This is a genomic window from Pseudoalteromonas sp. S2755 (assembly GCF_005886535.1).
Taxonomy (GTDB): Bacteria; Pseudomonadota; Gammaproteobacteria; order Enterobacterales; family Alteromonadaceae; genus Pseudoalteromonas.
Window position 1 is genome coordinate 13692 of the sequence record NZ_PNDS01000043.1, and the last position, 25293, is coordinate 38984.

The following is a 25293-nucleotide window of genomic DNA, read 5'->3' on the forward strand; positions in this document are numbered from 1 at the left end:
AAAAAAGCAGCGCACTATAAGGTGCGCTGCTACTTGTTTAATTATTTTGCTTTAGGGTCATAAAGCCATAGTGTGTTATTTTCTTGGAAGCCATCTTCGCCGATGATAATCCGGCCATCTTCCATAACGATAACGTTATCAGGCTGTGAAAGCTGATTGACGTCACAACGCTCAGCGCCAGTCAATGATGAGCGGTACGTACCACCCATTACAACGGGCTCAATACGAGTTAAGTTATAGTTGTTATCTATATGGGCACGATATACACCACCACAATCTTTAACACGCGCAGAAAGCTGAATATCACCTTCTTCATCAATCATGGTTTTATCAATATCTGCAATGCCAATGTACATATAGGCTTTATCTACAACTTCACCGGCAACAACATCTTGACCAGTTACCGCCTCAAGTACACGGTTGTGGTTGATGCTGATCCCTTCAAGTTTACGCCATTCAGCTGTCGCCCCTTTTTGGCGTGCAGCTTGACGAGATTCAAGGAAGATTGCTCGGTTATCCATAGGCTTGCCAGCCGTTACTTTACCACCACCATTTTCAACGGTAGGGTAGGTCGCTGCACCTTCAGCCCATGCTTTTACGTCAGCCACAGACAGGTAGCTTGTTTGACCTTCAACATAGTCACTCTCATTGATGCCATCATATTCAGCAATCCAAGTTTCTATCTGTGCATTACTGCCATTACCAAGCTCAACCCAGCTAATGTCAAAGCCAGTAACAGCCGGATCAGTAAGGCCTGCGTCCTGAGTTAATTTTGCGGCGTAAAGGGTACCCGCACTTAAGTCTTCTGGTTGATCTGCAACAAATTTAAATAGTACACCACCTGTGTCATCTTGTGATGAATAGACAGTACGACGGTCTGGCATCACGACTGAGTTCTCATGCTCATAACGACCAATTGTGAAGTGTTTCACAACATCAGGCGTTTCTGTTGTAGGATTTTGAATCTCAGCAATATAGCCGTAGCGATAAGGATTAGGGAAGTCAGGTGCAGTTAATGCTTCCATTGTGTCGTTGCCTGTTTCCGCTGGGTTATTCCACTGAGGATCTTGAGTCGTATCCACAGCCGACCAAACAATCCATTCTTCCGAAGTCAGCGGCGTACCCCAAGGAGATACTGAGCCAAAACAGTTAGCTGCTGTGCCTTTAACACCGTCGAAATCTACCATCATAGCTTCTTCGATTGACCACTTCCCTGTTGTCGCTTTACTCATTTTCAAGCGACTAACGCCACCAGGGTACGCTTCCCAGTTTGTGAAAAGGTAACCTGTGTCTGCGTCCACAGGAATATAACCATTAAAATCAGGATTATCATTTTTAATGATCTCTTCGCCAGTTGAGATGCTGTAGTGCACACCCAAACCACCTGCTAGACCTTTAGCGCCAAGGTCTGCGAATGTATCTCCTGTTTGGCCTAGAATTTGATATTGGCCAATCGCAGAAATGACGGTTTGTTGTTCCATGGTTGAAGCAGGAACCGGCGCGCTTGGGATATTTGCAGGTAGATTATTAAAATTCACACCGGTTAGTACACCGACAGTACCCGTATTAAAAGGCTTACTATTGAACTTATCAGTGGCTGTGTTGGTATCATTTGGGTGCTGAACGTTGAAGAACAAGTCGCCTCCTTCGGAAAGAAACAGACCTGTTACTTCAGCACCAGCAGGGACGGTTGCTATGCGAACAAGGCCAGGTACGCTGTAGCTACCATCACGACCATTTTGGCCGTCTTGTCCATTTTGACCGTCCTGTCCGTCAGTACCATTTTGACCATTTGAGCCATTTGAGCCATTCGTGCCGTCTGCACCATCTTGGCCAGCAGTGCCCTGCTCACCTTGAGGACCCGCGGGACCTTGTGCTCCATCGTCACCATCACAGGCTGTAAGTGCCATTGCAACTGCTGCTGCAATAAGAGAATATGCTACACGCTTCATGAGTTACTCCAGTTCCTAAGTATTATTTTTTGTAAAGCGTGCAACAGTGTGAAGTGTTCCTGTTACAGTTGACTGAATGATTTATTAACCATTTCCTACAGGAATAAGACACTTGGACTCAACTCACATACAGGCTCCTTTCTGTTAGTAAGTTGAAGTACCCATAAAGGGAATTTTAGTGTAAAGGGGGTTTACATTATTTGTTCTGAATGGCCTCGTGCTTCATATAGATAAGTTCATCCGTGTTAAAGCCATATTTTTCAGACATATCTTTAAATTTAGTCATTATAGTGTCCGATACTTGAGGTGTTCTAGAAAGCAACCAAAGGTAATCACGATTGTAGCTGGTAACGAATGCATACTGGTAATCTTCATCTAACTCGAATACCACATAACTGCCATAAAACGGACCAAAAAATGACACTTTCAGGTGCGCTATTTCATCATTTGCAACAAACTTGGCTTTTCCAATTGCTTCTTTCCACTCCCCTTCCTCTGTTACATATCCCTTATTTACGACTTTAATAGACCCGTCGGAATTTTGGCTATAAGTTGCCGTGACGTTCTGCATTCCCCTTTCAAATGAATGGTCTAATCGCGCGATTTCATACCAGGTACCTGTATAGCGCTCAACATTAAAGTCTTTAACTGGTTTGATGCCATCAGGCAACCCTGTGCATGCCGAAACTGCAAGCGTTAAAATCACCGTGAAAAATAACTGTCGTACTTTCATATAAGTTCTCCATATTCCATCTAAATGTCATACGTAGTGTTCAAGCACTAAGATTAGCGATAGATTAAATTTTTACCTACTAAGAACAAAATTTAATTCAAACCCTTACCATGCCAATTTCACCTTATTTATTTTAAACTTACGTGCAAATGAATAGATCGCAGCAAAGCGTCATGAATACAGCACAGAGCAAAAAAATACTAACTCATGGTTTGGGTGTAGCAACGGGGAAAGTTGCGTTTTATATTGAGCATCCACCAAGCATAGAACCTTACAATAATTTGATAAAAGTCAGTGCGTTAGCTAATAGGGAGATCGAACATATTAATTCGCACTGCGGCAACGGTTGGCGGAAAATCTTCAATGTTTTTGCCAAGTTTTTATTTGCAGCAAAGCTGCCAGATCACGATATTACTAACTATTCAACTTGGCAGTCATATCGAGATAGTGCGTTACTTCAAGCTTCAAGTCAGGAAGCTCTGCTCTTTTCAGTGCCTGATTTTTCAGCAAAAACATACGATTGGCATATTATTGCAGGGCGAACCTACGCGAAATCATTACTCAGAGATCAGATTTTTACTAACAATTTAATTTGGCTAGACGATGAGTTCGCCGTTGACTATAACTTGCGTCTTATTATTTCGCCATTTTTGGACTATCGCCAGCTTAGTAATATAAAAATCAATAGGTTAGTAGAGATAATAAGAAAAAGTTAGATATTAGGTGGGAACTAATCTACATGCTAGTTTGTGAATAGATCAAACTTTTACTAAGTAAAATACTGATCCACCTTCCGTATCATAGCCATTGAGATCAGAGTTTTACTAACTTTTTAGAAGTAAATGACTTGAGGTTTAGATAAAGCGCGGTGACGCCAGTGGCAGAGCAGCAATTGGTTTGGTATAGATCACTATTTTACTAGCTTAAGACAAGTTATGTTAAAAAAGTAAGAAAGGAAAAGCCAAAACCGAATATGGTCTGGCTTATTTATCCGAAGCTCAGGTTATTTAGATAAAAAAACTACTGTTTTTCTACCACAAAGCCTGCAAACCCAAGAGCTTTGAAGAAAGGTTTAGCAATGCCAAAACCTGCGGTATCTAGCAGCTCTGCAAGACGCATTTTATCCACGGGATAAAACTCATGCTCTAAATTCACCCTCATGCGCTGCTCACCAACATCAGTCAGCCCGAGTTGTTTGCAAACGACTAATTGCGCTTCACGCTCAAAGCTTGTCGCAGGTTTTTCTAAGTCGGCAATAAAAAGATGACCATCCGACTTTAGCTGCTCACTCATTTGTTTAAACAAGCTTGCTTTATCGCCGTTATCTTTTACAAAGTGCATCACCAGCAAGCACAGTACGGCATCTGCTTGATAGGCCTGTGGTGAAATCGCACCATGATGGATCTGCACGCGTTCCTGTAGGCCTAACTTAGTAAAATGTTGATCTGCAATTGCTAACATATCAGTAGATACATCTTGCGCTATAAATCGCCAACTTGGGTTTAGCTGAGCAAGTTCAACAATTTCTTTGCCTGTCCCTGCACCCACAACCAAAATGGTTGCACTATTCGGGTAAAGCGCTAAAAGTTGTGCTCCAGTAAGCTGGTGAATTAACGCATAACCTGGCACAAGCTTTGTGATCCTAGAGTCGTAGTTTTGGGCTTCTTCGCCCGTGAAAGTCGGCATCCAAATTTCCTTATGTTTGTGGTACTAAATTTAAAGATGAGTAGCCGCCCGGCTGTTTATTCACATGGATACGAGTGGCGATCCGCTCGCTCATCTGAGCAACATGCGAGATCACACCAACCTTGCGGCCCTGTGATTGCAACGCGTCCAGTGCATCAATCGCTACACCTAGCGTCTCGGGGTCTAACGTACCAAACCCTTCATCAATGAATAATGAATGTATTTGCACTTTATTTGACGAAAGCGCAGCAAGTCCAAGTGCTAAAGATAAAGATACCAAGAAGGACTCCCCTCCTGATAAGGTGTTGACGCTACGTTGTTCGTCAGCCATATCTTTATCTATAACCGCAATCTCTAAAGACTGCTCAATATTGGTAAGCAAATAGCGTTTTGAAAGCGTATGCAATTGTTGGTTAGCATACTGCAATAAGATCTTTAACGTTTGCGTTTGCGCCCAATTACGCAACTTTTTGCCTGTTGCGTCGCCTAATAACTTATCTAGCAAATGCCACTGCTCGTAGTCTTGTTGTAACTGAGCGAGATTTGCCGCTTGTAAAGAGAATTGTTGTTTATTCTGAGCATCAACCTCTAATGCGCTTTGCACTTGTAGCAACTGACTTTGAGTTTGTTCAAGTGCTTGCGTCGTCTCGGCATGACTTTGCTTAACGTGCTCACTATCAACCCCATCAGGGTACTTACTTTCAAGTTGGCTGAGTTCTTCACGCTGATGACTAAGCTGCAGCTTAGTGTGTTGAAAGGTTTGCTGAACTTGCGCACACTTTTCTAGATTCGCTCGCGCTTCATCCAACGAAACCTCAAGGAGCGCTAATACTTTTACTTTGTCTAGCAACCCTTGCTGGTCGAGTAACCATTGTCCAAAGCGCGCATCAAGTTGCTGCAATCGCGATGTTTGCTCAGTAATTTGCTTTTCTAGTTGCGTCAGACTGTGTTGGGTCTTTTCACGCTGTGCTTCGGTTTGGCTCAGCGCTAGCTGGGTTTGTGTGATCTGCTCTCGGCTTTGCTGTTCTTGCTGCTTAAGCTCTGCAATCCAATCATCCAAGCTGGTGTGCTGCAGTGGTAAGTATTCGGCACGTTCGCGATTGAGGCGTTCAATATTCTGCTGATGTTGTAAAAGTGTATGTTCTAATTCTTCAAGCCGTTGCGTCTCATCTTGTTTTTGTTGACTGGCAAGATGTAATTGATGCTCAAGCTGAACTTTATTCGCTGTTAACGTATCTGTACGCTCTGTGGTTTTTAGCCAAGTTTGCACTCCTGTTTTAAGTTGGCTAATGGCAGCTTGAGGGGATGAATCAAATTCTTGCCACCACGACTTATCGGAAATTAACGCTTCAAGCCGATGGCGTAAAGCATCCACTGTTTGTGATAGCTGATCATATTCGGTTTGCAAAAAGGCAATATGATTACCTAAATCATGGTGCTGCTGCTGAAGTGCCTGTTCCTTATGTCTAGCCTGCTCGAGATGTTGTTGCGCCTGCTGAACCGACTGCCACTGGCGGTCGATATTATTGCGTAACTGTGATAGCTCATTTAGCTGCGACTGAATACTCAAAAGTTGCGATTCAGCTTGTTCGGCATTGCCAACTTTATACTCATCATTCAACGCATCTAGTCGAGCGCGATTCTCGTTTATTTGCTTATTGCGGTGAGCGATTTCCTGAGTGACTGACTGCCATAGCGCATTCTCACGCTCTTTTTCACCGACTTGTTGATTATAACGCTGTAACACTTGTTCACGAGCTTGCTCAGCAGCTTGATACTGAGACCGAAAATCCGATAGTAACTGTTCCCAGTGGGCATCTATGTGCTCCACACCATAAGGGTGTTCTTTTGAGCCACATACCATGCATTCTTGCCCAGCTCGCAGTTGAGCGCGTAAATCGCTGATCCGCTCACTTGCGCGTAACTGCACTTGCTCCAAATTATCACGAGTTAGGGCAAGGCGCTGCTTAGACAACTCGTCTTGCTGCTTGGTATCTCGGATCAACATCTCAAGCCTTTCCAAGCCAATATGATGTTGCGTCTGTTGCGACCGTAACTGATGCAGCAAGGCCTCCCCTTCTTCGATACTACGATAGGCTTGCACGCATAGAGACCAGTTCTGCAATGTCAAATTTAGGTCTTGTTGAGTCAAAGGTACGAGTGCTTCTTTTAACGCTGAGAGCGCGCAGGCTTCGGTATCGTAAATCTTTTGTAGTTGCTGTACCTCAGCCTCATGTTTGCTCAATTGTGTACCTAGCACTTGCTGTTCGTTCGGTAATTTTTGCAACAGGGCTTCATGATCATTGCGTTGTTGTTGGTACTTTTGCAGATCATCAAATTGAGGCTGAACCACGCTCCATTGCCCGGCAATATTGCTAACTGAGTGCAAGTTCGCTTGCTCATGCTCTAGCTGCTGTAATTCAGTAGCGATCTCGCCTTGTTGCACTTGATACTTCTGTATCGCAGCTTCATGTTGCGCAATAAGATTAGCATGCTTATCGAGATAAGGCTTAGTTTCTCGTTCTTGCGCTTTGTGTAGGCTTAGCTTTTCATCCAATATACGAATGGTGTTAAAGCTTGGCTCTAACTTTACAAAATTGGCTTGCTGCGTAATAAGCTGCTGTTCCAGTTGCTGCTGTTTTGCTTTGAGCGTTGTAATAGTGGATTCAAAATCTTGTTGCTGCAGTGCTAGTCGTTCTTGAGATAGCTGCGCAACGCGCTTATCCACCAGCTCATGCTGCTCGCGGTTATCACGCATCTCATTGGCTTTTAAGACTTGCTGCGCATATTCCTGCTGTGGCTTTCCCTCTTCTATTTGCTGCTCAAGCATTTGCAGCTTGTGTTCCACCTCAGCTATTTTTTGCTTTCTTAGCTCGACATCCGCGAGCCATTGCAGCTGAGCTTGCAGTTTTATGCTTGTCTCTTGTTGTCGATTTCTTGTATCAATCAGCTCCGACTTCTGTGCTTCAAGTTCGGCTTGCTGCTCTGGTGAAAAGAGCACAATTTGACCTAGCCTATCTTGCTGAGTTTGCAGCTCGATTTTCTTTTGCTTGTGCGCTTCAAAAACCGCTTTACCGATATTACTGAACTTTTCGGTACCTGTAAGACATTCTAATAACTGTGCCCGTTCATCTCCCCCCGCCTTCAAAAACGCGGAGAATTCATGTTGAGCGAGCAGCACAGCTCGAGTAAACTGTTCAAAGTTAAGCCCGACTAGCTGTTCGATTTTTTGCTCTGTTTCTTTTTTCTTCTCACAGACTAGGGTCATATCAGGTAGGCTAAACAACTCAATAGTGGCGGTTTTTAAATTACCTTTAGGGCTTTTTCTAGCGCGCTCTACCGACCAAATAGCTTGATAACGTTTGCTGTCTTGAGCAATAAAAACCACGCTGGCAGATGCCGCAACACAGCCCCGACGCAATAGGTTTCGCGGGTCATTTAACTTAATGTTATCGCCATTGAATGCAACTTTCTCTTTGTCGTCCGATTTTAACCGTGCGGTTTTGCCATAAAATGCAAGGCAGACCGCATCCAGTAAAGTGCTTTTTCCCGCCCCTGTGTCACCAGTAATGGCATAAAGACCAGTGTCTTTGAGTGGTGCCGCAGTAAAGTCGACTTCTGCGCTTTCTATAGAGGCAAGGTTGGTGATTAATATTTTTTCAAGTTTCATCGCCCTACTCCTCCATGCTCGCGATCACTTCTGCTAACTTTTCATGCAATGTCGCGGGTGCCTTTTCCTGCTTCGGTTCAATTTCGCGATAGGCAATATCCAACAAGGTGTTGGGCGATAATGATTCAACTTTGCCCAAATCTTCAAACAACCACTCACTGGCTGCTGCGCCTTTAGACACCCGCTCAATACCACAAAATTTGATATCCTTACCTTTTAGCGCTTCATCAATCTCGGCTCGAAAGCGGCTGTTGGTTTCCGCTGCGGATAACTTTAAGCGAACATAGGGAGCGCTATCGAACGTGCTAAAATCCTGCGCCGCGATAGCTTCACATAATTCAGTCAAGCGCTTTGCACCATCTTCAGGGATATATAACACATCTTTAAACCGGGGAACGTAAAGGGGGTTTACATCGACCAGACCTTGTTCATTAAATTCAGCGAGCAATACCTGATGCTTATAATTGCGTTCAGAAAACGACATTGGCAGAGGCGTACCGCAGTATCTGATAGCACTTTGCTTAGCGACGGTTTGCGCTTTATGTAAATGACCCAGCGCAACATAGTCAAACTGCTCGCCAAACACGCCTGCAGGTACCGCATCAAAACCGCCAATGTTGAGATTACGCTCAGAATCTTCTGAAATCGTTCCCCCCTTGGCGTGCAAATGCCCCATTAGCACAATTGGACCTTTCACTTTTTCTATCGTGCCTAGCGCATGCTGATAAGCTAATTGTACCCCGGTTTGATAGTCAAACTCGTCATCTAATGGTTTTGGTAAATCAGCACTGCGCAAAAATGGCATTGCCACAACATGCATATGCTGTGCTGCGATGGGCAAATCGATAACAACCTGTTCAGGCGCTTGCTTGTTAAAGCGACCAATAACATGGGTGTTGAATAAGGTTAAGAGTGGTTTTGCGGTTTCAATGCGATTAGCGGAATCATGATTGCCAGCAATCAGAATAATATTCAGCTGTGGGCATAGTTGAGATGCTTTTTGGATAAAGGTATACAGCTGCTTTTCAGCGCTCGCGGGCGGCGTTGCAGTATGAAAAATATCACCGCTGATCAACAATACATCGATTTGCTGTTCAACAAGCGCATCGCATAGCCAGTCTAAAAACAGCTGATGCTCTTCACTGCGATCATGTTCGTAAAACGATTGCCCTAAGTGCCAGTCTGACGTATGTAAAACCTTCATTTAGCGTTCCTTTTCCAATAGAAACGCTAATATAGCATCGTCGAGCAATATTCGTCTTGTGAATATTGACGCTTTCACTGCTTAGTGAGTTAGCTGCCACCAAGCAAAAATGATCACAGGTAATGCCAGTAAAAAGAATTTAGCAGGTAACTTGAAAACACGACTATGTTTATCTTGCACACGTTTAATCGCCGATTTCTCGTTACAGGCAGCTACTTTATCAACATAAAAATAGCCATCATCTAAATAATCTTTACAGTTTTGTTCGTCTGCAGGAATTGCAACAAACTTCTCTTGTTTTTTTAGTATGTAGAAATCCATACTGCCCACCACATTCGATTCGCTAAACGGGTATTTAGTACAGAGCAAAACTAACGCCAGTTTTACCCAGAGATTGTAAAGTGCGCGATTTTAAAGATAAACTTGGGTCAATATCAACAACTAATTTTGTTTTCTTTATTTATTTATAAAATGTAGACAATAACCCTGCAAAATACCTTTTTGGCATACAAATTAATTTTTGGACCTTCTTATTTTCCTTAACAAAAACAGGGGATTAAAAAACACTCAAAATAGGATCGATTTCAGTCGTATCTCAATATTGTTACTTTATCTCAAAACTTTGATTTATGCGTTTTTATTTGTCAGTTTATTGACTCGTAGCTGGTTTTATTTGTCCTCTTTTGTCACTATGCAAATCACCTCTACTCACTCCAAGCAAAAAACTGAAATAAAAATGTTTATCGGTCAATACCTTGGCAAGATAAAAACGGGAAATAATAATGAAAAAATCAACGCCAGTCGTGCCTTTATTGGTTGCTCTAGTGCTGTCGGGTGTCGCACACGCCAGCGCTATTTCACAAAGCAAAGGGCACTTTGAAGATAAGTTTCGCCAATTAGATGAGACTTTACCGACCCCAAATACCTACCGCAGCGCAGCCGGTGAGCCTGGAGAGCGTTATTGGCAACAAAAGGTAGATTATGATATTGATGTAAACTTGGACGAGAAAGCCAAAAGGTTAACCGCTACACAAACCATACTTTATAAAAATAACTCTCCTCACACACTCAAATATTTGTGGCTACAGTTAGACCAAAATATCTTCAAAAATGATTCGATCGCCGAGCGCACTGCGACTTTTGGGAACGAATTACAGAGTAATCCGGTTACAAAACATGCAAAAATTTCACTAAATCAACTCAGACGTCAGCAGTTTATGGATGACACAGAACTTGGTTTTGTCATTAATAATGTTAAGGATGGTCGCGGTAAACCGCTTAAGATCACGATTGTTGATACTATGATGCGTGTTGACCTAAACGAACCGCTCAAATCAGGTAAAGATCTACAATTTAGTATGGACTTCGCCTTTAATATTGTTGAAGAAGATGCGGTTGGCGCACGTTCGGGTTATGAGCACTTTGAAAAAGACGGTAATGACATCTTTTTGCTCGCGCAATGGTTCCCTCGTCTCACGGCATATACAGATTATGAAGCTTGGACCAATAAGGCCTTTCTTGGCAGTGGTGAATTCACGCTCGAGTTTGGTGACTATGACGTTGAAATTACGGTGCCGGCTGACCATATCGTTTCTGCAACTGGTGAGTTAGATAACCCAAAGCAAGTTCTGAGCAAAACCCAGCGTGACAGGCTAGCGCAAGCAAAAACAGCAAAACGCCCGGTATTCATCGTTACTGAAGAAGAAGCGCTAGAAAACGAAAAAGCCGGTACAGATGACACCAAAACATGGCGCTTTAAGGCCAAAAATGTGCGTGATTTTGCCTGGGCATCATCCCGTAAATTTATGTGGGATGCTAAAGGTTATCAGCAAGGTGGTGACGAGCAGCCTCTGGTGATGGCCATGTCATTTTTCCCTAAAGAAGGTGGTGACTTGTGGAAAAAGTACTCCACCGAAGCCGTTATTCATACTATGGAAGTTTATTCACGTTTTTCCTTTGATTATCCCTACCCAACCGCGCAGTCGGTAAATGGCCCTGTCGGTGGGATGGAATATCCAATGATCACTTTCAATGGTCCTCGTACGAAATTACAAGACGATGGCTCTCGCACCTATTCACTAGCCGAGAAACGTTTTTTAATCGGCGTTGTCATTCACGAAGTTGGACACATCTACTTCCCTATGATAGTCAACTCAGACGAAAGGCAGTGGACATGGATGGACGAGGGCCTCAATAGCTTCTTAGATGGTGTTGCCGGCCGCGAATGGGATCCCACCATACCTTGGGGCGTTGAGCCAAGGGATATTGCTGCTTACATGAAATCTGAAGATCAGTCTCCAATCATGACGCAATCAGACAGTGTATTGCATCTTGGTCCAAATGCATACACTAAGCCTGCTGCGGCTCTTAACATTCTGCGCGAGGTGATTTTAGGCCGTGAGTTATTCGATTTTGCATTTAAAGAGTATGCCCTACGCTGGAAATATAAACGTCCAACGCCTGCCGACTTCTTTAGGACAATGGAAGAGGCTTCTGGGGTCGATTTAGATTGGTTCTGGCGGGGTTGGTTTTACAGCACAGATCATGTCGATATCTCACTAGATAAAATCTATCAATTACGTCTAGACACTAAAAACCCAGACATCGACTTTGGTCGCCTACGTGAGTTTGAAAAGAACAAGCCAATGTCGTTATTTGTCAAGCGTAATCAAGAGGAAGGGCGTTCACTTTGGGTTGATAAAAATCAGGACATAACGGACTTTTACGATAACAATGACCAGTTTACGGTTACTAATGAAGAGCGAAATGAGTATCGTGAGTTTTTATCTGAACTTAAACCTTGGGAAAAACGCACCCTTGAGCGTGCTGTAAAAGAAGACAAAAACTATTACGTGCTTCAGTTTAGTAATGTCGGTGGGCTTGTAATGCCAATCTTGCTTGAGCTTACTTATCAAGATGGGAGCAAAGAAGAGCGGATTATCCCTGCCGAGATTTGGCGTCGCAATGCCCGCAATGTCAGCAAGCTAATTGTTACCGATAAAGATAAACCGCTTGCATCCGTGACCGTTGACCCGAGGTGGGAAACAGCTGACGTTGATATCGAGAATAACCATTACCCAAGACGCATTATAGAATCACGCTTGGAGCTTTATAAAAAGAAAGCGCGTGAAGGCAAAGTACATCGCGATATCATGCAAGACGTGAAAGCCGAACTAAAACCATTTGAAGAGAAAAAGGATAACTAATGAAAACCTGGCTCTTTGCCTGTCTACTTGTGCTGATTTCGCCATTTGGTCAGGCGCACCAATTAAAGGCAGCGATCACTACTGTGTTATTTAATGAACGCAGCGGCAGTATCGAAATTATGCACAGATTCTATCTCCATGATACTGAGCACGCCGTAGAAAGCCTATTGAGTCACAATGCCGACATCTTTAACAATCCTGCTGATAGAGCAAGCTTTGCAAATTATGTCAGTAAGCGCGTTGAATTAAAAACAGGCGCAGGTAAAGTGCTGCCCTTAAACTTGGTTGGTGCGGAAATCGATGGCCAATTCTTTTGGGTGTATCAAGAAACTCCGTTGTTTTCACCAATAACTGAGCTTAAAATGCGCCATAATGCGCTGAGAGATGTGTGGTCAGAGCAGGTCAACTTGGTCAATTTTGAAGGCAAAGGAAAAGTTAGGTCACTGCACTTTGATGGTAATGATGATTGGCTAAGCGTCATGTTTTAGGTTATCCAACTCGATAAAGTAAAAAAGGCACTTCGGTGTCTTTTTTACTTTATCAACTCACGTTCTGCGCTAAAGTTAAATAATACTTGATTAAAGCGCGATGAGGAAAAGGAATGATAGCCTCACTAAAACTGTTCTTTGTATTCATATTACTGATGTCGTATGGCACCTGTGCAAGCGATCTGGTGCGCTATAACATCTCCAAAGAGTTTATCGACCCCAAACAAGACTACTATATCGCGTTATTAAGGCTGGCTCTAAATAAAAGCCGCGATAAATACGGCGCTTACCAGCTCAGTGAAAACTCCTTCGATCATACCCCCCAAGGACGCACCTTAGAAATTTTGGAACAAGGGAAGCTTTTAGATGTTCACTGGAGCATGACATCAATCAAAAGGGAAAAAAGTTTAGCGACGGTATATGTGCCGTTATTAAAAGGGTTAATGGGGGCGCGTTTATTTCTTATCCACAAAGATACCGAGGAAAGACTTTCCCTATTGACTTCCCCCGCCCAATTAATGAGTTTCACACTTGGCAGTGGTATCGACTGGCCCGATACTTCAATCTATGAAAAAAATGGCTTTGTTGTAGTCACTAGCGTAGCTTCTTTACTACCAAATATGTTAGAAGAAAAACGTTTTGAGCTCTTCCCTCGCGCGCTTCACGAACCTTGGACTGAATTACAAAGCATGGAGAGTGCAGTGGTAGAGTCCAAATTCGCGTTTTGTTATCCCGCCGCCATGTATTTTTTCGTCAATAAAAATAATAATCGACTCAAGGAACGTCTCACCTATGGCCTCAATAAAGCAATAGAAGACGGCTCATTTGATAAACTGTTTTTCAATCATCCAATTACTCGTGAAGCCATTGCACGAGCTAAATTTGAAGATAGGAAAGCATTAAAACTGCAAAACCCAAACTTGAGCGGCCACACGAGAGACATACTGTTTAACCCCAAATATACTTGGCAACCTATCCACCAGTGTATATCACCCAACTAGGACTTATCCTGAGTGACAACTGTTGAAACAAGAGTTATCAGTTTTGGTTGCTTGACCTGACTCTTGGATAAGGAACGAGCTAACTCGTTGTGTTTCATACTCACTTTAACTTCTACCCTTATCTAGCCAGAGAGTTTCAGATTGAGTGGGGTTCAAAAGCCAGCAATTCAGTCGCTCTTCAAAAGATCCTCCTTATCTAGCTCTTGGTGCGATTTTGGGTAATGGCTACCTACGTTTTGTTAACCAAAATTTTCAGTTAGAATAAATCCATTGCCAACAAATTAAAAACAAAGAAGGGCATTATCTTGATCATAATTCCACCTAATATCCCGCGCTCAAACAGCCCTTTCGGTCGAAAGCTTGGAAACTTAATGCTTAAAGCGATGGGATGGAAGATAGCAGGCACCTTTCCAAGTGAAAACAAATTCGTAGCCGCCGTCGCACCGCATACGTCAAACTGGGACTTTTTTATTGGCATTGCCGTCAAGCTTGCGCTTGATGTTGAGATTCGTTTTTTAGGCAAGCACACCATTTTTATCCCGCCATTTGGCTGGCTATTACGTAAATGGGGTGGAATTCCAGTGAGGCGAGATACACCTCATGGTATGGTCACGCAGGTTCGCGATTTTTTCAATGCCAACGAAAAATTAATTTTGGGCCTAGCCCCAGAAGGAACTCGTAAATACACCTCAGAATGGAAAAAAGGTTTTATCTACATCGCACAATCCGCCAAAGTCCCCATTGTGCCTATGGCTTTAGACTACCGTAGTAAAACTTTTGTTGTTATGCCGGCTATTAGCAATACTACAGAGCTCACTCCTGATCAGTTACTTGACCAAGTCAAACAACAGTTTTCAAAACAAATGGCAAAATACCCTGAACACGTATCGGGACTATGAATAAAAGCGTCACCTAGAGCAGAAAACTTTAAATATACTAATCAACTAGATAGTGACTAACAGATAAATAATATCACTGTTTGAAAAAATAAAGTCAATCTAATCAACCACTTTCAAAAAACACACTTTAGTTACATTAGTTTGACAACTTCACTGCATAACACACTTAACCACACCGCATTGTAAAGATTTGTTAATGAGATTTATACATATATATCATGAAGATATTTAATTTTAATGAATCAACATGAAAACTTTTGGTAAATTAAAAGTTGATCGCAAAGCCTCAAAATGAATAGTATTTCACCACTTATTAACGTGTTCGTGGTGGATTATGCGATTGCTCATTGTTGCATTACTTGTTGGTTTTATTGGAATTGCCTTTTGGAAAATGATGCCTGAAGCTCAGCCCTCACATGCAAATGTAATTCAAGTTTCAAACGAAGGTGAGTCTAAGGCCTCCCCAAAGCTTGAAACGCTCAAACAAGATCCGAAGCAAACTATTATTACAGCAGCGCCAATACAAAAAAGCAGCGACTTTTATGCGGTGAATAAGGTATCGAATAAAGCAAAAGCCGTGCTGTCAGCCGCTAAGGTTTTACCACAAGACTTAAACAATGAAGCTTATATTGAGTTTGACTTACCTACACTCAGAAAATTAGAAGGCGGTGATAACTTTGAATTGCTAATTCCGCAAACACAAGAGTCATTTGTAGCAGAGGTGACCGGCATATCCTTGGCAGAAAACGGCGATAAAAGCGTCTTTGGTAAGGTCACTGGTGCTGATGGTCGTTTCCATACAACCGTTTTGACGGTAGGCACAAACGCCGTATATGGTCAACTCACCGCGCCAAGCGGCAACTATGTATTCGAATCAAAAGACCAATTTGGCTGGATCGCAGCCAAGCGAGATTTATACCGCTCTCACAAAGAAGAAGAACTGCATCCGCATGATAGTCATGACGAAACAGAACATGACTCAGTTTCTGTGAAGGAAGATATTTTTCAACCCAAAAGTAACGTTAACTAAAAGAAAGGAAAAACAATGAATACAACAGTAAAGGCAGCATCGCTGGCAACAGCACTCGCTCTATCTGCAAGCGCATCAGCAGTCACCGTTGATATCGGCATTCTTTATACTGATCAGTCTGCGGCTGCCACATCAAATATTAACACTAAAATCAATCAGCTGATTGCATTTACAAACCAAGTTTACAGCCAAAATGGCATCGATCTGCAACTACGTCTTGCAGGTACGCAAAACTTAGGTAACCACAACATCACACCAACGAGTGCTTGGTTAGATTCTGTGACCAACAGCAGCTATGTAGCTAACCTTCGTAATACTTGGCGTGCAGATATGGTTGCGGTACTTGGTACAGGTGAGCGCAATGGCAACTACATCACATGTGGTCTGGCATGGGTAGGTCAAGGTAGCAACGGCAACCTATATTCAAGCATGAGCAACCGTATGTTCAGCATCACAGGTATTGATTGTGGTGCAACAACATTTGTTCATGAACTTGGCCACAACCAAGGTCTTACACACTCGCGCAAGCAGGGTGATACTAGCGGTGGTGTATACGTTGATGGCATGGGCCACGGTGTACAAGACAACTTCGCCAGTATCATGGCTTATCCACATGTATTTGGTAATGCTACACAGTACGATTACTTCGCAAACCCAAATTGGTCACTTGGCGGTGTACCTTACGGTGTCGTTGGTCAATCATATGCTTGGAAAACAGTAGATGCGACTAAAACGAGCATCGCAAACTTCAAGTAATCGCTATACGTTCAAGTTTCAAACTAAAACACACCCAAACCCGCGCGCTTAGCGGGTTTTTTGTGCTTTATATGCTTATTTTGCCAGCCATTGATTGATTTCTTGATACATAAAGTCGCGAATTAGAGGTTGCGCTTCTTTGTTTGGGTGTAGGTTATCGTTTTGCATTAATTCCGGTTTGTCCGCCACCTCTAACATAAAGTAGGGCATTAGGTAGCTACCGGTTTGCTCTGTCACTTGTTGGTAACTCTCGGTGAACATACTGGTATAACGAGGACCCAAGTTAGGAGGAATTTGGATTTCCATTACAGCAACGTTAGCACCTGCTTGTTGGCTAGATTGCACCAGCTGTGTAAGATTTGCCTTCAACCTTTTTATAGGAAAGCCGCGCAAGCCATCATTACCACCCAATTCGATTAATACATGAGTAGGCGAAATCGTTTTCAATTGCTGACTTATTTTTGCCACAGCATTACCTGTGGTTTGACCGCTAACGCTAACATTGATAATTTCGATCGGGTTTTGTTCTGTTTCGTATTTATTTTGTAACAATTTAACCCAACCATCATCTTGTTTCAGGCCATAAGCGGCGCTTAAGCTATCACCAACTATCATGAGTTTTTGCTTGGCATTTGCGCTTAATGGCGCCATTACAATAACAAGTATGAACAACAACTTTAGGAAATAGTACTTCATGTCAGTGCTTTCTCAGTTAAATATGATCCAAGTAAAAGGCCTTACTAAACAGGTCTCTACCGTCGAAGGTAATCTCACTATCCTTAGTGATATCGATTTCACTGTCAAGTCAGGTGAGTCCGTGGCTATCGTCGGCGCTTCAGGCTCTGGTAAGTCAACCTTACTTAGTTTGCTTGCCGGCTTAGATATCGCATCCAAAGGAGAAGTTCATTTAGATGGCGAATCATTACAAAAAATGGACGAAGAAGCTCGAGCTCAGCTGCGAGCAGAAAAAGTCGGCTTCGTATTTCAGTCATTTATGCTAGTGCAGAGCTTAACTGCGCTTGAAAATGTAATGCTTCCTGCTGAATTAGCTGGGGACAAAGGTGCAAAAAATCAAGCAACAGAGTTATTAGAAAAGGTTGGCTTGTCTCATCGTCTTACGCACTATCCCTCACAACTTTCGGGTGGCGAACAGCAACGAGTGGCCATAGCCAGAGCCTTTGTTGGCAAGCCCAAGATCTTATTCGCCGACGAACCATCGGCCAATTTAGACAGTAAAAACGGCCATCTTATCGAACGTTTACTGTTTGACCTAAACAAAGAGAATGGCACCACTTTAGTGCTCGTTACTCATGATGAGCAACTCGCCCAACAGTGTGACCGCATTATTCATATCGAAGCTGGGAAGCTAGAAGTAATAAAACAAGGAGCGGCAGCCAATGTGGTTTAAGTTAGCACTTACTTTATTCTCTAGGGAATTTAGACGAGGCGAGCTCACCATCATTCTAGCTGCAATTGCGCTTGCAGTATTAACAGTGTTTAGCTTGTCTTCCATTACCGAGCGGATCCGTTTGAATTTAGAACAAAAATCTGCTGACTTTATTGCTGCTGATAGGCGGCTTTCAAGCAACCATGATTTCGATGACAGGGTACTAACCACAGCACGAGATTTTGGCTTAAATACCGCCAAGCAAGTTTACTTTGACTCTATGTTATTTGCCAACGATGAGTTAATACTTGGCTCATTAAAAGCCGTAACAGAGACATACCCGCTTAGAGGTAAGCTTACTTTAAGAGACGGCTTAGAGGGCGAGAATTACCAAGTTCAAGCAGCTCCAAAGAAGGGCAATGTATGGCTTAGCGAAGGCCTCTTTTACTCACTAGGCTTAAAAGTTGGTGATAAAGTAGAAATAGGGGCAGGGCAATTTACCGTGAGTAAGGTGCTCATTAACGAGCCTGATGCGCCTTTCTTTTCGCTGGCGGGGAACAAACGCGTCCTCATCAATTATGATGATATTCCGGTGACTAAAGCCATTCAACCCGGTAGTCGGGTATTTTATCGCCTACTATTTTCGGGCTCAGAGCAACAATTGGGAGAGTATTACACTTGGCTCAAGCCGCAACTCAAAAGCAATCAATCTTGGCAGGGAATAAAAGACAGACAATCACCCTTAGGTGAAAACTTAGCTCGCTCCGAGAGCTTTTTACTCCTTGCTGGGCTCTTTGGGATCATGCTTGCTGCTGTGGCGATGGCGGTATCTGCAAAGCGTTATTGTGAACGTCAATATGACCCCGTCGCCATGATGAAAACACTCGGCGGTAGCCGCAAAACTATTCGCCGAATTTATCTTTTACATCTCTCTTTAGTGACCTTTTTCTCTGTTGTGGTTGGCCTCGCCATTGGTTATGGATTGCAAAATGTTGGCGCCTCTTACCTAATTAATTTTATGGATACAGCTTTGCCTGAAGCAGGGTTTAGGCCTTGGCTGCTGAGCATTGCCGTGGGTGTGGTGTGCGCCATGATGTTTTCATTAAAACCACTATTAGATTTGTTTGATATCCCACCGCTGCGCGTCCTAAGACGCAACCTTGGAGATACCATCGCGATTAGTCGAATTCATATGGCGCTCTCAGTTTTAACTATCTTTGGCTTGATGTGGTTATTTAGTCGCGACATTAAGATCACCGCGATTTTATTCGGCGCAACCTTGCTACTGATGGTCGTGTTATACGTGATCTCACGACTATTATTTTCAGCGGGTAGAAAACTGGGGTTGAGCCCAGGCTCAAGTTGGTCTCTTGCCATTGCTACACTGCAAAAGCGTGCTAATGCAAATGCGGTACAGCTTATTAGCTTTGCTCTTGCTATTAAATTGATGTTGTTTTTAGTAGTGCTAAAAAATGACATGATCTCAGATTGGCAAATGCAAGTGCCAGAAGACGCCCCCAATGCATTTTTTATCAACATCACGGAACAAGAAATTCAGCCAATGCAAAGCAAACTCGATGAAAGTGGCATCAAACATGAACATTTTTATCCCGTATTTTTGGGTCGTGTCAATGCATTAAATGGTGAAGAGTTTGCACGCCGAGTCTCACTGCAAGAAGGTGAAGAAAAAGACGAAGATGCTCGTGATGGGGTAGGGCGTGAGCTCAACCTTACCTGGTTAGATGAATTGCCAGCGGGTAATGAAATAGTCGATGGCAAGTGGTTTGATGGTTCTGATGCACTTCAAGTTTCCGTCGCTCAAGGGCTTGCTGAGCGAGTAGGGATAAAAGTGGGAGACACGCTTAGCTTCCTAATCAATAGTCAAACAATTGAAGCCAAAGTGACGAGTTTACGTAGTGTCAACTGGGGGTCGCTGAAGCCTAATTTTGTCATGATATTTAACGATAAAATCGCCGGCCAATTCCCAGTGACTTACTTTACTGCCGCGAAGATTGAAACAACCGATACTAAGGTGATTAGTCAATTCTTGAAAGCGTATCCAACAATCAGCATGATAGACATTCAAAGCCAGCTTAAACAGGCACAGTCGATGATTTCTCAAGTCTCATTGGCGATTAGTTTTGTGCTGAGTATTGTACTTATCAGTGGCTCTTTGGTACTAATTTCTCAGGTTCAGGCGAGCCTCGCCGAACGTATGCAGGAAATCGTTATTTTACGTACCCTCGGTGCTAAAGGTCGTTTAATAAAGCTCGCCACGCTTTATGAGTTTTTATTACTTGGCGGATTGGCAGGGCTGGTAGCTGCTGTGGTCAGCGATATTGCACTTTTTGTGATCCAAGTCCAAACGTTTGATGTGGATGGTCGCTTTCACCCTTATATTTGGCTGTTAGGGCCAGCCACAGGCGCAGCGTTCGTTGCCGTGATTGGTTACTTTATGGTGGCGAACACCATGAAACAAAACACGCAAGGGCTACTACGCAAACTTGCATAAAGTACTCGTCAGGCTTAAAAAGTGGCCCACTGTTTTCATCGGTGAGCCACTTATCTCGCAAAAGCAAAACTCCATCGCCTTGATCTTTACAAACTTCAATTACGTACCTACCTTTAAGTAGGGCTACGCAGTACATATGCGAAACCAAAGGATATTAAAAATGGATAGGATACCGGTTAAAGGCATCATTTTTGACCTAGATGGCACCCTAGTGACATCTGAACTCGATTTTTCACTTATTCGGGCGCAAATAGGCTGTCCAGTGGGACAAGACTTACTCAGTTTTATCAGTGCATTACCTTCACCTTACATGCGTGAAGAAGCTATGAACATCGTCCACCAACATGAGTTGTGTGATGCACAGCACTGTGATGTTATTCCTGGAGTTAAGGAGTGTATTGCACAACTTTCGAGAATGGGAATTCCGCTAGCCGTCGTGACCCGAAACTTTGCAAAAGCGGCGCGATTGAAGCTTAAAACAGCGGGGTTGCCAATCCCATTGATTTTAACGAGGGACGATGCGCCAGCCAAACCAGACCCTGCCGCGCTGCTGCAGGTTGCTCAGACGTGGCAAGTGCCACCTTATCAATGTGTTTATGTTGGTGATTACCTCTACGATATAGAGGCGGCACATAACGCCAATATGCCGTCATGCTTGTTTGCCCCCAATGACAAACCTCATTACGCAGAACAAGCAGATGTCGTCATTAGTCACTTTGCAGAGTTAGTTGATGCGCTGTACACGCTAGACATGAGAAGACACCGCTACTTGGCCTAACGCGATAATATTAAAGCTATCAGTTATGTGTTATTTGATAGTTTGCTTTTTTGCCTTCAGTTGACTCAAATGATCCTTTGTCACCCACAGCAATATTGTCAACGTCGCTCTGTACCACGGTAAAATTGCTCTGTGCTTTCCCGTGCTTAAAACGGCCGCTGTGCATCAATACAATTTTACCTTGTTGTCCAGAAAAACAACCTGTTACAGCCTCAAAGCCATTAAATTCAACATCTCCTGCTTCGGTGTAATGAAGCTGATAGTAAACTTCACTGTTACCCTCTATTTCACCTTTATAACAGAGGCTCACCATGGCTTTGGAAAGTTTAGCGCCATCATCAAATTGTTTTTCTGTAGTTTCTTGCCAATTGATAATTTCATACACACCAGTTAGTTGCATCCCATTTCCCTTAATTTTATAGTAGAAGAGTTTGACCTTGCTCTGCAGTTTTATGCCGCTTGTTTTAAATCTAGCACGCCATTTAAAATTGGTATTGTAAAAACGCGACAACAAGCGAAGAGCTTTATCCATAACAAGGCAGCGATGAAATCTAACCATAGCCAAATTAACGGTATACTCCATCAACAACAAAGCGCTCCAAATTACCAACTCAGACGGTATTTCCCATCTACAGAGTTAGTAGGTCTTATAGATCAGTTTTGGTTTGTCGACTGGTGTTTGCCGGATAATAAAACCCATACACAACGAAACCTACCAGATCCTAACTTTCATTTGCTGCAAAGTACCGATGAAATAAAAATTATTGGCCCTGTAAGCAAAGTATACGATTACACGATGCGCGGAAAAGGACAGATCTTGGGGGTTAAATTTAGGGTCGGTGCCCTAGTGGAGCAATTTGATATCACCCCTTTGACATGTATAGACAAAACCTTTTCTTTGGAGTCTCTTTGCGATGTACCGTCGAGCTCACTTGTTGCTTCATTAACGACGGCAAGTGACGATGCAGAGCGGGTAAAAGTGCTATCACAATTTTTAATGTCGTTTACACTCCCTCAAAGCACAGGTGCTGCTATGGCTGAATATATTCTCAACACCTTGCAAGATCACAGCGATATTTTTACGGTTGAGCAACTTGCTAAACACTGCGACATGCCAATACGAAAAATACAAAGGCTTTGCCAACACTACATAGGTTTTAGTCCTAAATGGCTAATTCGAAAGTATCGCCTGCACCAAGCGCTTGCAATGCTTGAATCTGATGCGACTACAATGGCTGATATTGTTGCTCAGTTGAACTATACCGATCAGTCCCACCTTATTAGAGATTTTAAAGAAATAATTGGCGTCACTCCTAACCGTTATCTCAAGCGCCCCTAACAGGTACTTCGCCTCTATGTGTTGTAATGCCCCTTTACAACGCCACAACGCAATGACACTTAAGCCTCAATCGCTTTACAAATTAGTGCAATTGCACCGCTTGTCATCGAGACATTTAACGCTTCTCTATCTGGGTTACACTCCATAGCGAGTGCTACCCCATGTAAATAATCAACCAGTAAGCAAATCGCATCTTGTTGTGCCTGTCCCTGTAATTCAAGCGTTTGAGTCACTTCTTCAAATCGAGTTTGAAATACTTGAGCTGGACCTACTGAGTCCATTGACAGCAGCACAGTTAACAACCCTGGATAGTCATCGAGTAGCTGTAAATAACTTGCACTGAGCTTTTGTAGTTCTGTTTGCCACTTTTCAGCGCAGCTAGGTTCATAGATTTCATCGACTAAAGAGCAGGTCAAAGCTTCGAGCAAAGCCTGCTTGTTTTTAAAGTAATGATAAATTGCCATCGCATCGACATGTAGGCTGCTCGCCAACGCTCGAATACTAGGCACTTTTCTACTTTCCTTCATCTGCAATTTGGCTGCTTGTATGATCCGCTCCTGACTTAGTGCTTCATCTTCCGCTAGCGGTCGGCCACGCTTTTTATCCTTGACACTCATTGTTTACTCTCGCTAAGATAAAATAAATTCTACAATGTAGAATTTATTTTATCTTGAAATGGTATAGGGTTCAACCGGAGTATAAAATGGCAAACATCGTCTATATTGGGGCAAGCCTCGACGGCTTTATCACGGATAAAAATAACCGCTTAGACTGGCTACACGAATTACCTAACCCTGAAGGTTTAGACTTGGGGTTCGCCGATTTTATGGCCCGTGTAGATGCCATCATTATGGGGCGAAATACCTTTGAGACAATCCAAGGGTTTGATTGCGAATGGCCATACAACAAACCTGTTTTTGTATTGAGTAATACACTTAAAGAGGTACCAAAAGTCTTTGCGGATAAGGTATCGCTTGTACGAGGTGAACTGACAGATATCGTCGAACAACTGGCTCAGCAGGGCTTTAAAACCCTTTACATTGATGGCGGAAAAACCATACAAAGCTTTCTACAACAAGATCTCATTGATGAGCTAATAATCACAACTATTCCAACTATTTTAGGTGGTGGAACACCTTTATTCGGAACACTAAATGAGCCGCTTAAATTTAAACATGTGAATGCTGTGAGATATTTAGATTGCGTGGTAAAAAATTACTACGTACGGCAAAGATAACGCCAAGAAGGCGCTTAAAATAAGCGCCTCAGTATTAAGCGCACTGCTTATCACCTGACGTAGCTTCCATATCTGCACGCTTTAACTGATATAAATCACGCCAAAGCAGAGGGATGATAATAACAGTTAACGTGATGTTTGAAATAGGTACCGCAAGCCACACCCCATCAACACCAAACCACAAAGGTAATACGTATAAAAACGGCAATTGCACCAACATGTTTCCAAGTGAAATAGCCAAGGCTTTACCGCCTTTGCCAACCGCAACAAAGTACATTGAGGTAAGAAATATAAAGCCATCCAAGAATAACGTGGATAGATGTAGCTGCAAACCGCGCTCGGCTGCGTTGAGCAAAGCCAAATCCTCACTAAAGAGCCCAAGTACATACGTTGGAAATAGATAAAACACCGTTACCATCACCACACCAAAACCCAAGCTCACTTTGAGCGCTAGCTTAAACATAATGCGAATGCGCTGGTAAAGGCCAGCTCCAAAATAATAACTGATGGGCGGCTGGACACCACTGGCCACACCTTCTGCAATAAAATAGTAAATAACGCCAAGGTAACCAACCACAGCGAAAGCCGCCACCTCAACTTCACTGGCAAATATCAGCAACTGCTTGTTATGTAACGCAATGATAAAGCCAAAATACAAGAACATTACCAACCCTGCAGCGCCTTGCTTAAATATTTCGAAGATTAGAGAGAGGTTAAGTGCTCCTCTCGGCTTATTTTCTCCACAAGAGTTGAGTAAAAAGTAAAGCGCGCCAAGTGCAACTATCCCTTGTGAAATTAGCGTAGCAAGTGCAGCGCCGAGTAGTTGCCAACGTAATTCTACAATCATAAAATAATCGAGTACTATGTTGCAGAGCGCCCCTACAATTAGCACAGCCGTTGCAATTTCCGGTTTACCATTGTTTCTTAGTAGCAATGGTAATGCACCTGCTGCGATTGTGACCCCGGCCCCCAGTTCAATATCTGTAAGTAGTCTAAACTGGAGTGTAAAAGTTCACCTGAAGCACCTTGTATCTCCAGTAGTGTCGGTCCGAATAATACAAGGATAGTTATTACAAACACAGTCAACATGGCGATAAGCCAAAAGCTGGTGCTTATCAATTGCTGCGTGTTTGTATTGTCGTCAGCACCACGATAAATCGATAGCAAACTACCAGATCCCATCCCCACTAGAACACCAAAACCGATAATGATCCCTATAATGGGCCAAGCAAGGTTTACAGCGGCCAACCCCTGAGCACCAAGGTAGTGACCAATAAAAATACCATCGACGATTTGGTACAATCCATTGACCATCATTGCGACAACGGCAGGGATGGTGTAGCGCCAAAAAGTGCGGGTAACATTAGCGTCCTCAGTTTGTGCTTTGCTCGTTGAATCTAACAACATGATGAAAT

23 protein-coding genes are annotated in these 25293 nt (G+C 43.1%); 12 read left to right on the plus strand and 11 right to left on the minus strand.

Annotated elements, in window-relative coordinates; translation table 11 throughout:
• Positions 1–41: 41 nt before the first annotated feature.
• Both CWC03_RS08645 and CWC03_RS08650 read right to left on the minus strand, forming a co-directional pair.
• Entirely contained in the window at positions 42–1952 is a 1911-nt protein-coding gene (locus CWC03_RS08645; RefSeq protein WP_138581448.1) for an alkaline phosphatase PhoX, read from the minus strand.
• Between the two features lie 196 nt (positions 1953–2148).
• Positions 2149–2685, minus strand: coding sequence for a lipocalin family protein (locus CWC03_RS08650; RefSeq protein ID WP_138581450.1), 537 nt, complete (start codon positions 2683–2685; stop codon positions 2149–2151).
• A 173-nt stretch (positions 2686–2858) separates the two neighbouring features.
• Between CWC03_RS08650 and CWC03_RS08655 the strand changes: the two genes are divergently transcribed.
• Complete coding sequence (locus CWC03_RS08655) at positions 2859–3401, plus strand: DUF6942 family protein (RefSeq protein ID WP_138581452.1); 543 nt, start codon at positions 2859–2861, stop codon at positions 3399–3401.
• 304 nt (positions 3402–3705) lie between these two features.
• On the opposite strand, the gene CWC03_RS08660 is transcribed toward CWC03_RS08655, so the two are convergent.
• The 4 genes from CWC03_RS08660 to CWC03_RS08675 all read right to left on the minus strand — a co-directional run bounded on the left by CWC03_RS08660 (position 3706) and on the right by CWC03_RS08675 (position 9566).
• Positions 3706–4371, minus strand: a complete 666-nt coding sequence (locus CWC03_RS08660; RefSeq protein ID WP_138521286.1) for a class I SAM-dependent methyltransferase — start codon at positions 4369–4371, stop codon at positions 3706–3708.
• A gap of 10 nt (positions 4372–4381) precedes the next feature.
• Positions 4382–8041: an AAA family ATPase gene (locus CWC03_RS08665; protein ID WP_138581454.1), complete on the minus strand. Its 3660-nt coding sequence runs from the start codon at positions 8039–8041 to the stop codon at positions 4382–4384.
• 4 nt (positions 8042–8045) lie between these two features.
• Complete coding sequence (locus CWC03_RS08670) at positions 8046–9245, minus strand: exonuclease SbcCD subunit D (protein WP_138581456.1); 1200 nt, start codon at positions 9243–9245, stop codon at positions 8046–8048.
• Positions 9246–9326: 81 nt separating this feature from the next.
• Positions 9327–9566, minus strand: coding sequence for a hypothetical protein (locus tag CWC03_RS08675; protein ID WP_088532724.1), 240 nt, complete (start codon positions 9564–9566; stop codon positions 9327–9329).
• A gap of 461 nt (positions 9567–10027) precedes the next feature.
• On the opposite strand from CWC03_RS08675, the gene CWC03_RS08680 reads away from it, so the two are divergent.
• The 6 genes from CWC03_RS08680 (at position 10028) to CWC03_RS08705 (ending at position 16625) form a co-directional block, all read left to right on the plus strand.
• Positions 10028–12451 carry a M1 family metallopeptidase gene (locus CWC03_RS08680; protein ID WP_138581458.1) on the plus strand — a complete coding sequence of 808 codons (2424 nt, stop codon included), beginning with the start codon at positions 10028–10030 and terminating at the stop codon, positions 12449–12451.
• A complete protein-coding gene (locus CWC03_RS08685; protein WP_138581460.1) occupies positions 12451–12939 on the plus strand; it encodes a DUF6702 family protein in 489 nt (162 codons plus the stop codon). Before CWC03_RS08680 ends, CWC03_RS08685 begins: the two co-directional genes overlap by 1 nt.
• A gap of 113 nt (positions 12940–13052) precedes the next feature.
• Complete coding sequence (locus tag CWC03_RS08690) at positions 13053–13940, plus strand: transporter substrate-binding domain-containing protein (protein WP_138581462.1); 888 nt, start codon at positions 13053–13055, stop codon at positions 13938–13940.
• Positions 13941–14311: 371 nt separating this feature from the next.
• Entirely contained in the window at positions 14312–14839 is a 528-nt protein-coding gene (locus tag CWC03_RS08695) for a 1-acyl-sn-glycerol-3-phosphate acyltransferase (protein ID WP_249313982.1), read from the plus strand.
• Positions 14840–15173: 334 nt separating this feature from the next.
• The gene (locus tag CWC03_RS08700) at positions 15174–15869 is read left to right on the plus strand and encodes a protease inhibitor BamI-like protein (RefSeq protein ID WP_138581466.1); all 696 of its coding nucleotides are present in this window, start codon (positions 15174–15176) and stop codon (positions 15867–15869) included.
• A 15-nt stretch (positions 15870–15884) separates the two neighbouring features.
• Entirely contained in the window at positions 15885–16625 is a 741-nt protein-coding gene (locus CWC03_RS08705) for a reprolysin-like metallopeptidase (protein ID WP_138581468.1), read from the plus strand.
• 75 nt (positions 16626–16700) lie between these two features.
• Here the strand turns inward: CWC03_RS08705 and CWC03_RS08710 are convergent, their stop codons facing one another.
• Positions 16701–17321 (minus strand): arylesterase, encoded by a 621-nt coding sequence (locus tag CWC03_RS08710; RefSeq protein ID WP_138581470.1) that lies wholly within the window; start codon positions 17319–17321, stop codon positions 16701–16703.
• Between CWC03_RS08710 and CWC03_RS08715 the strand changes: the two genes are divergently transcribed.
• From CWC03_RS08715 to CWC03_RS08730, 3 genes are all read left to right on the plus strand, one after another.
• Positions 17320–18033: an ABC transporter ATP-binding protein gene (locus CWC03_RS08715; RefSeq protein WP_138581471.1), complete on the plus strand. Its 714-nt coding sequence runs from the start codon at positions 17320–17322 to the stop codon at positions 18031–18033. The two genes, CWC03_RS08710 and CWC03_RS08715, sit on opposite strands and share 2 nt — an antisense overlap.
• A complete protein-coding gene (locus CWC03_RS08720) occupies positions 18023–20524 on the plus strand; it encodes an ABC transporter permease (RefSeq protein ID WP_138581473.1) in 2502 nt (833 codons plus the stop codon). Before CWC03_RS08715 ends, CWC03_RS08720 begins: the two co-directional genes overlap by 11 nt.
• A gap of 160 nt (positions 20525–20684) precedes the next feature.
• A complete protein-coding gene (locus CWC03_RS08730; RefSeq protein ID WP_138521265.1) occupies positions 20685–21302 on the plus strand; it encodes an HAD family hydrolase in 618 nt (205 codons plus the stop codon).
• A 19-nt stretch (positions 21303–21321) separates the two neighbouring features.
• On the opposite strand, the gene CWC03_RS08735 is transcribed toward CWC03_RS08730, so the two are convergent.
• A complete protein-coding gene (locus CWC03_RS08735; RefSeq protein ID WP_249313988.1) occupies positions 21322–21861 on the minus strand; it encodes a DUF3224 domain-containing protein in 540 nt (179 codons plus the stop codon).
• Here CWC03_RS08735 and CWC03_RS08740 point away from each other — a divergent pair.
• Positions 21847–22641, plus strand: coding sequence for a helix-turn-helix domain-containing protein (locus tag CWC03_RS08740; RefSeq protein WP_249313983.1), 795 nt, complete (start codon positions 21847–21849; stop codon positions 22639–22641). The genes CWC03_RS08735 and CWC03_RS08740 overlap by 15 nt on opposite strands.
• A gap of 59 nt (positions 22642–22700) precedes the next feature.
• Here CWC03_RS08740 and CWC03_RS08745 read toward each other — a convergent pair whose 3' ends face one another.
• Positions 22701–23258: a TetR/AcrR family transcriptional regulator gene (locus tag CWC03_RS08745; protein WP_138581480.1), complete on the minus strand. Its 558-nt coding sequence runs from the start codon at positions 23256–23258 to the stop codon at positions 22701–22703.
• A gap of 86 nt (positions 23259–23344) precedes the next feature.
• On the opposite strand from CWC03_RS08745, the gene CWC03_RS08750 reads away from it, so the two are divergent.
• Positions 23345–23878, plus strand: a complete 534-nt coding sequence (locus CWC03_RS08750; RefSeq protein WP_138581482.1) for a dihydrofolate reductase family protein — start codon at positions 23345–23347, stop codon at positions 23876–23878.
• 34 nt (positions 23879–23912) lie between these two features.
• Here the strand turns inward: CWC03_RS08750 and CWC03_RS08755 are convergent, their stop codons facing one another.
• Positions 23913–24812: an MATE family efflux transporter gene (locus CWC03_RS08755; RefSeq protein ID WP_249313984.1), complete on the minus strand. Its 900-nt coding sequence runs from the start codon at positions 24810–24812 to the stop codon at positions 23913–23915.
• A complete protein-coding gene (locus tag CWC03_RS23765; protein WP_249313985.1) occupies positions 24803–25285 on the minus strand; it encodes an MATE family efflux transporter in 483 nt (160 codons plus the stop codon). Before CWC03_RS23765 ends, CWC03_RS08755 begins: the two co-directional genes overlap by 10 nt.
• Positions 25286–25293 lie beyond the last annotated feature (8 nt).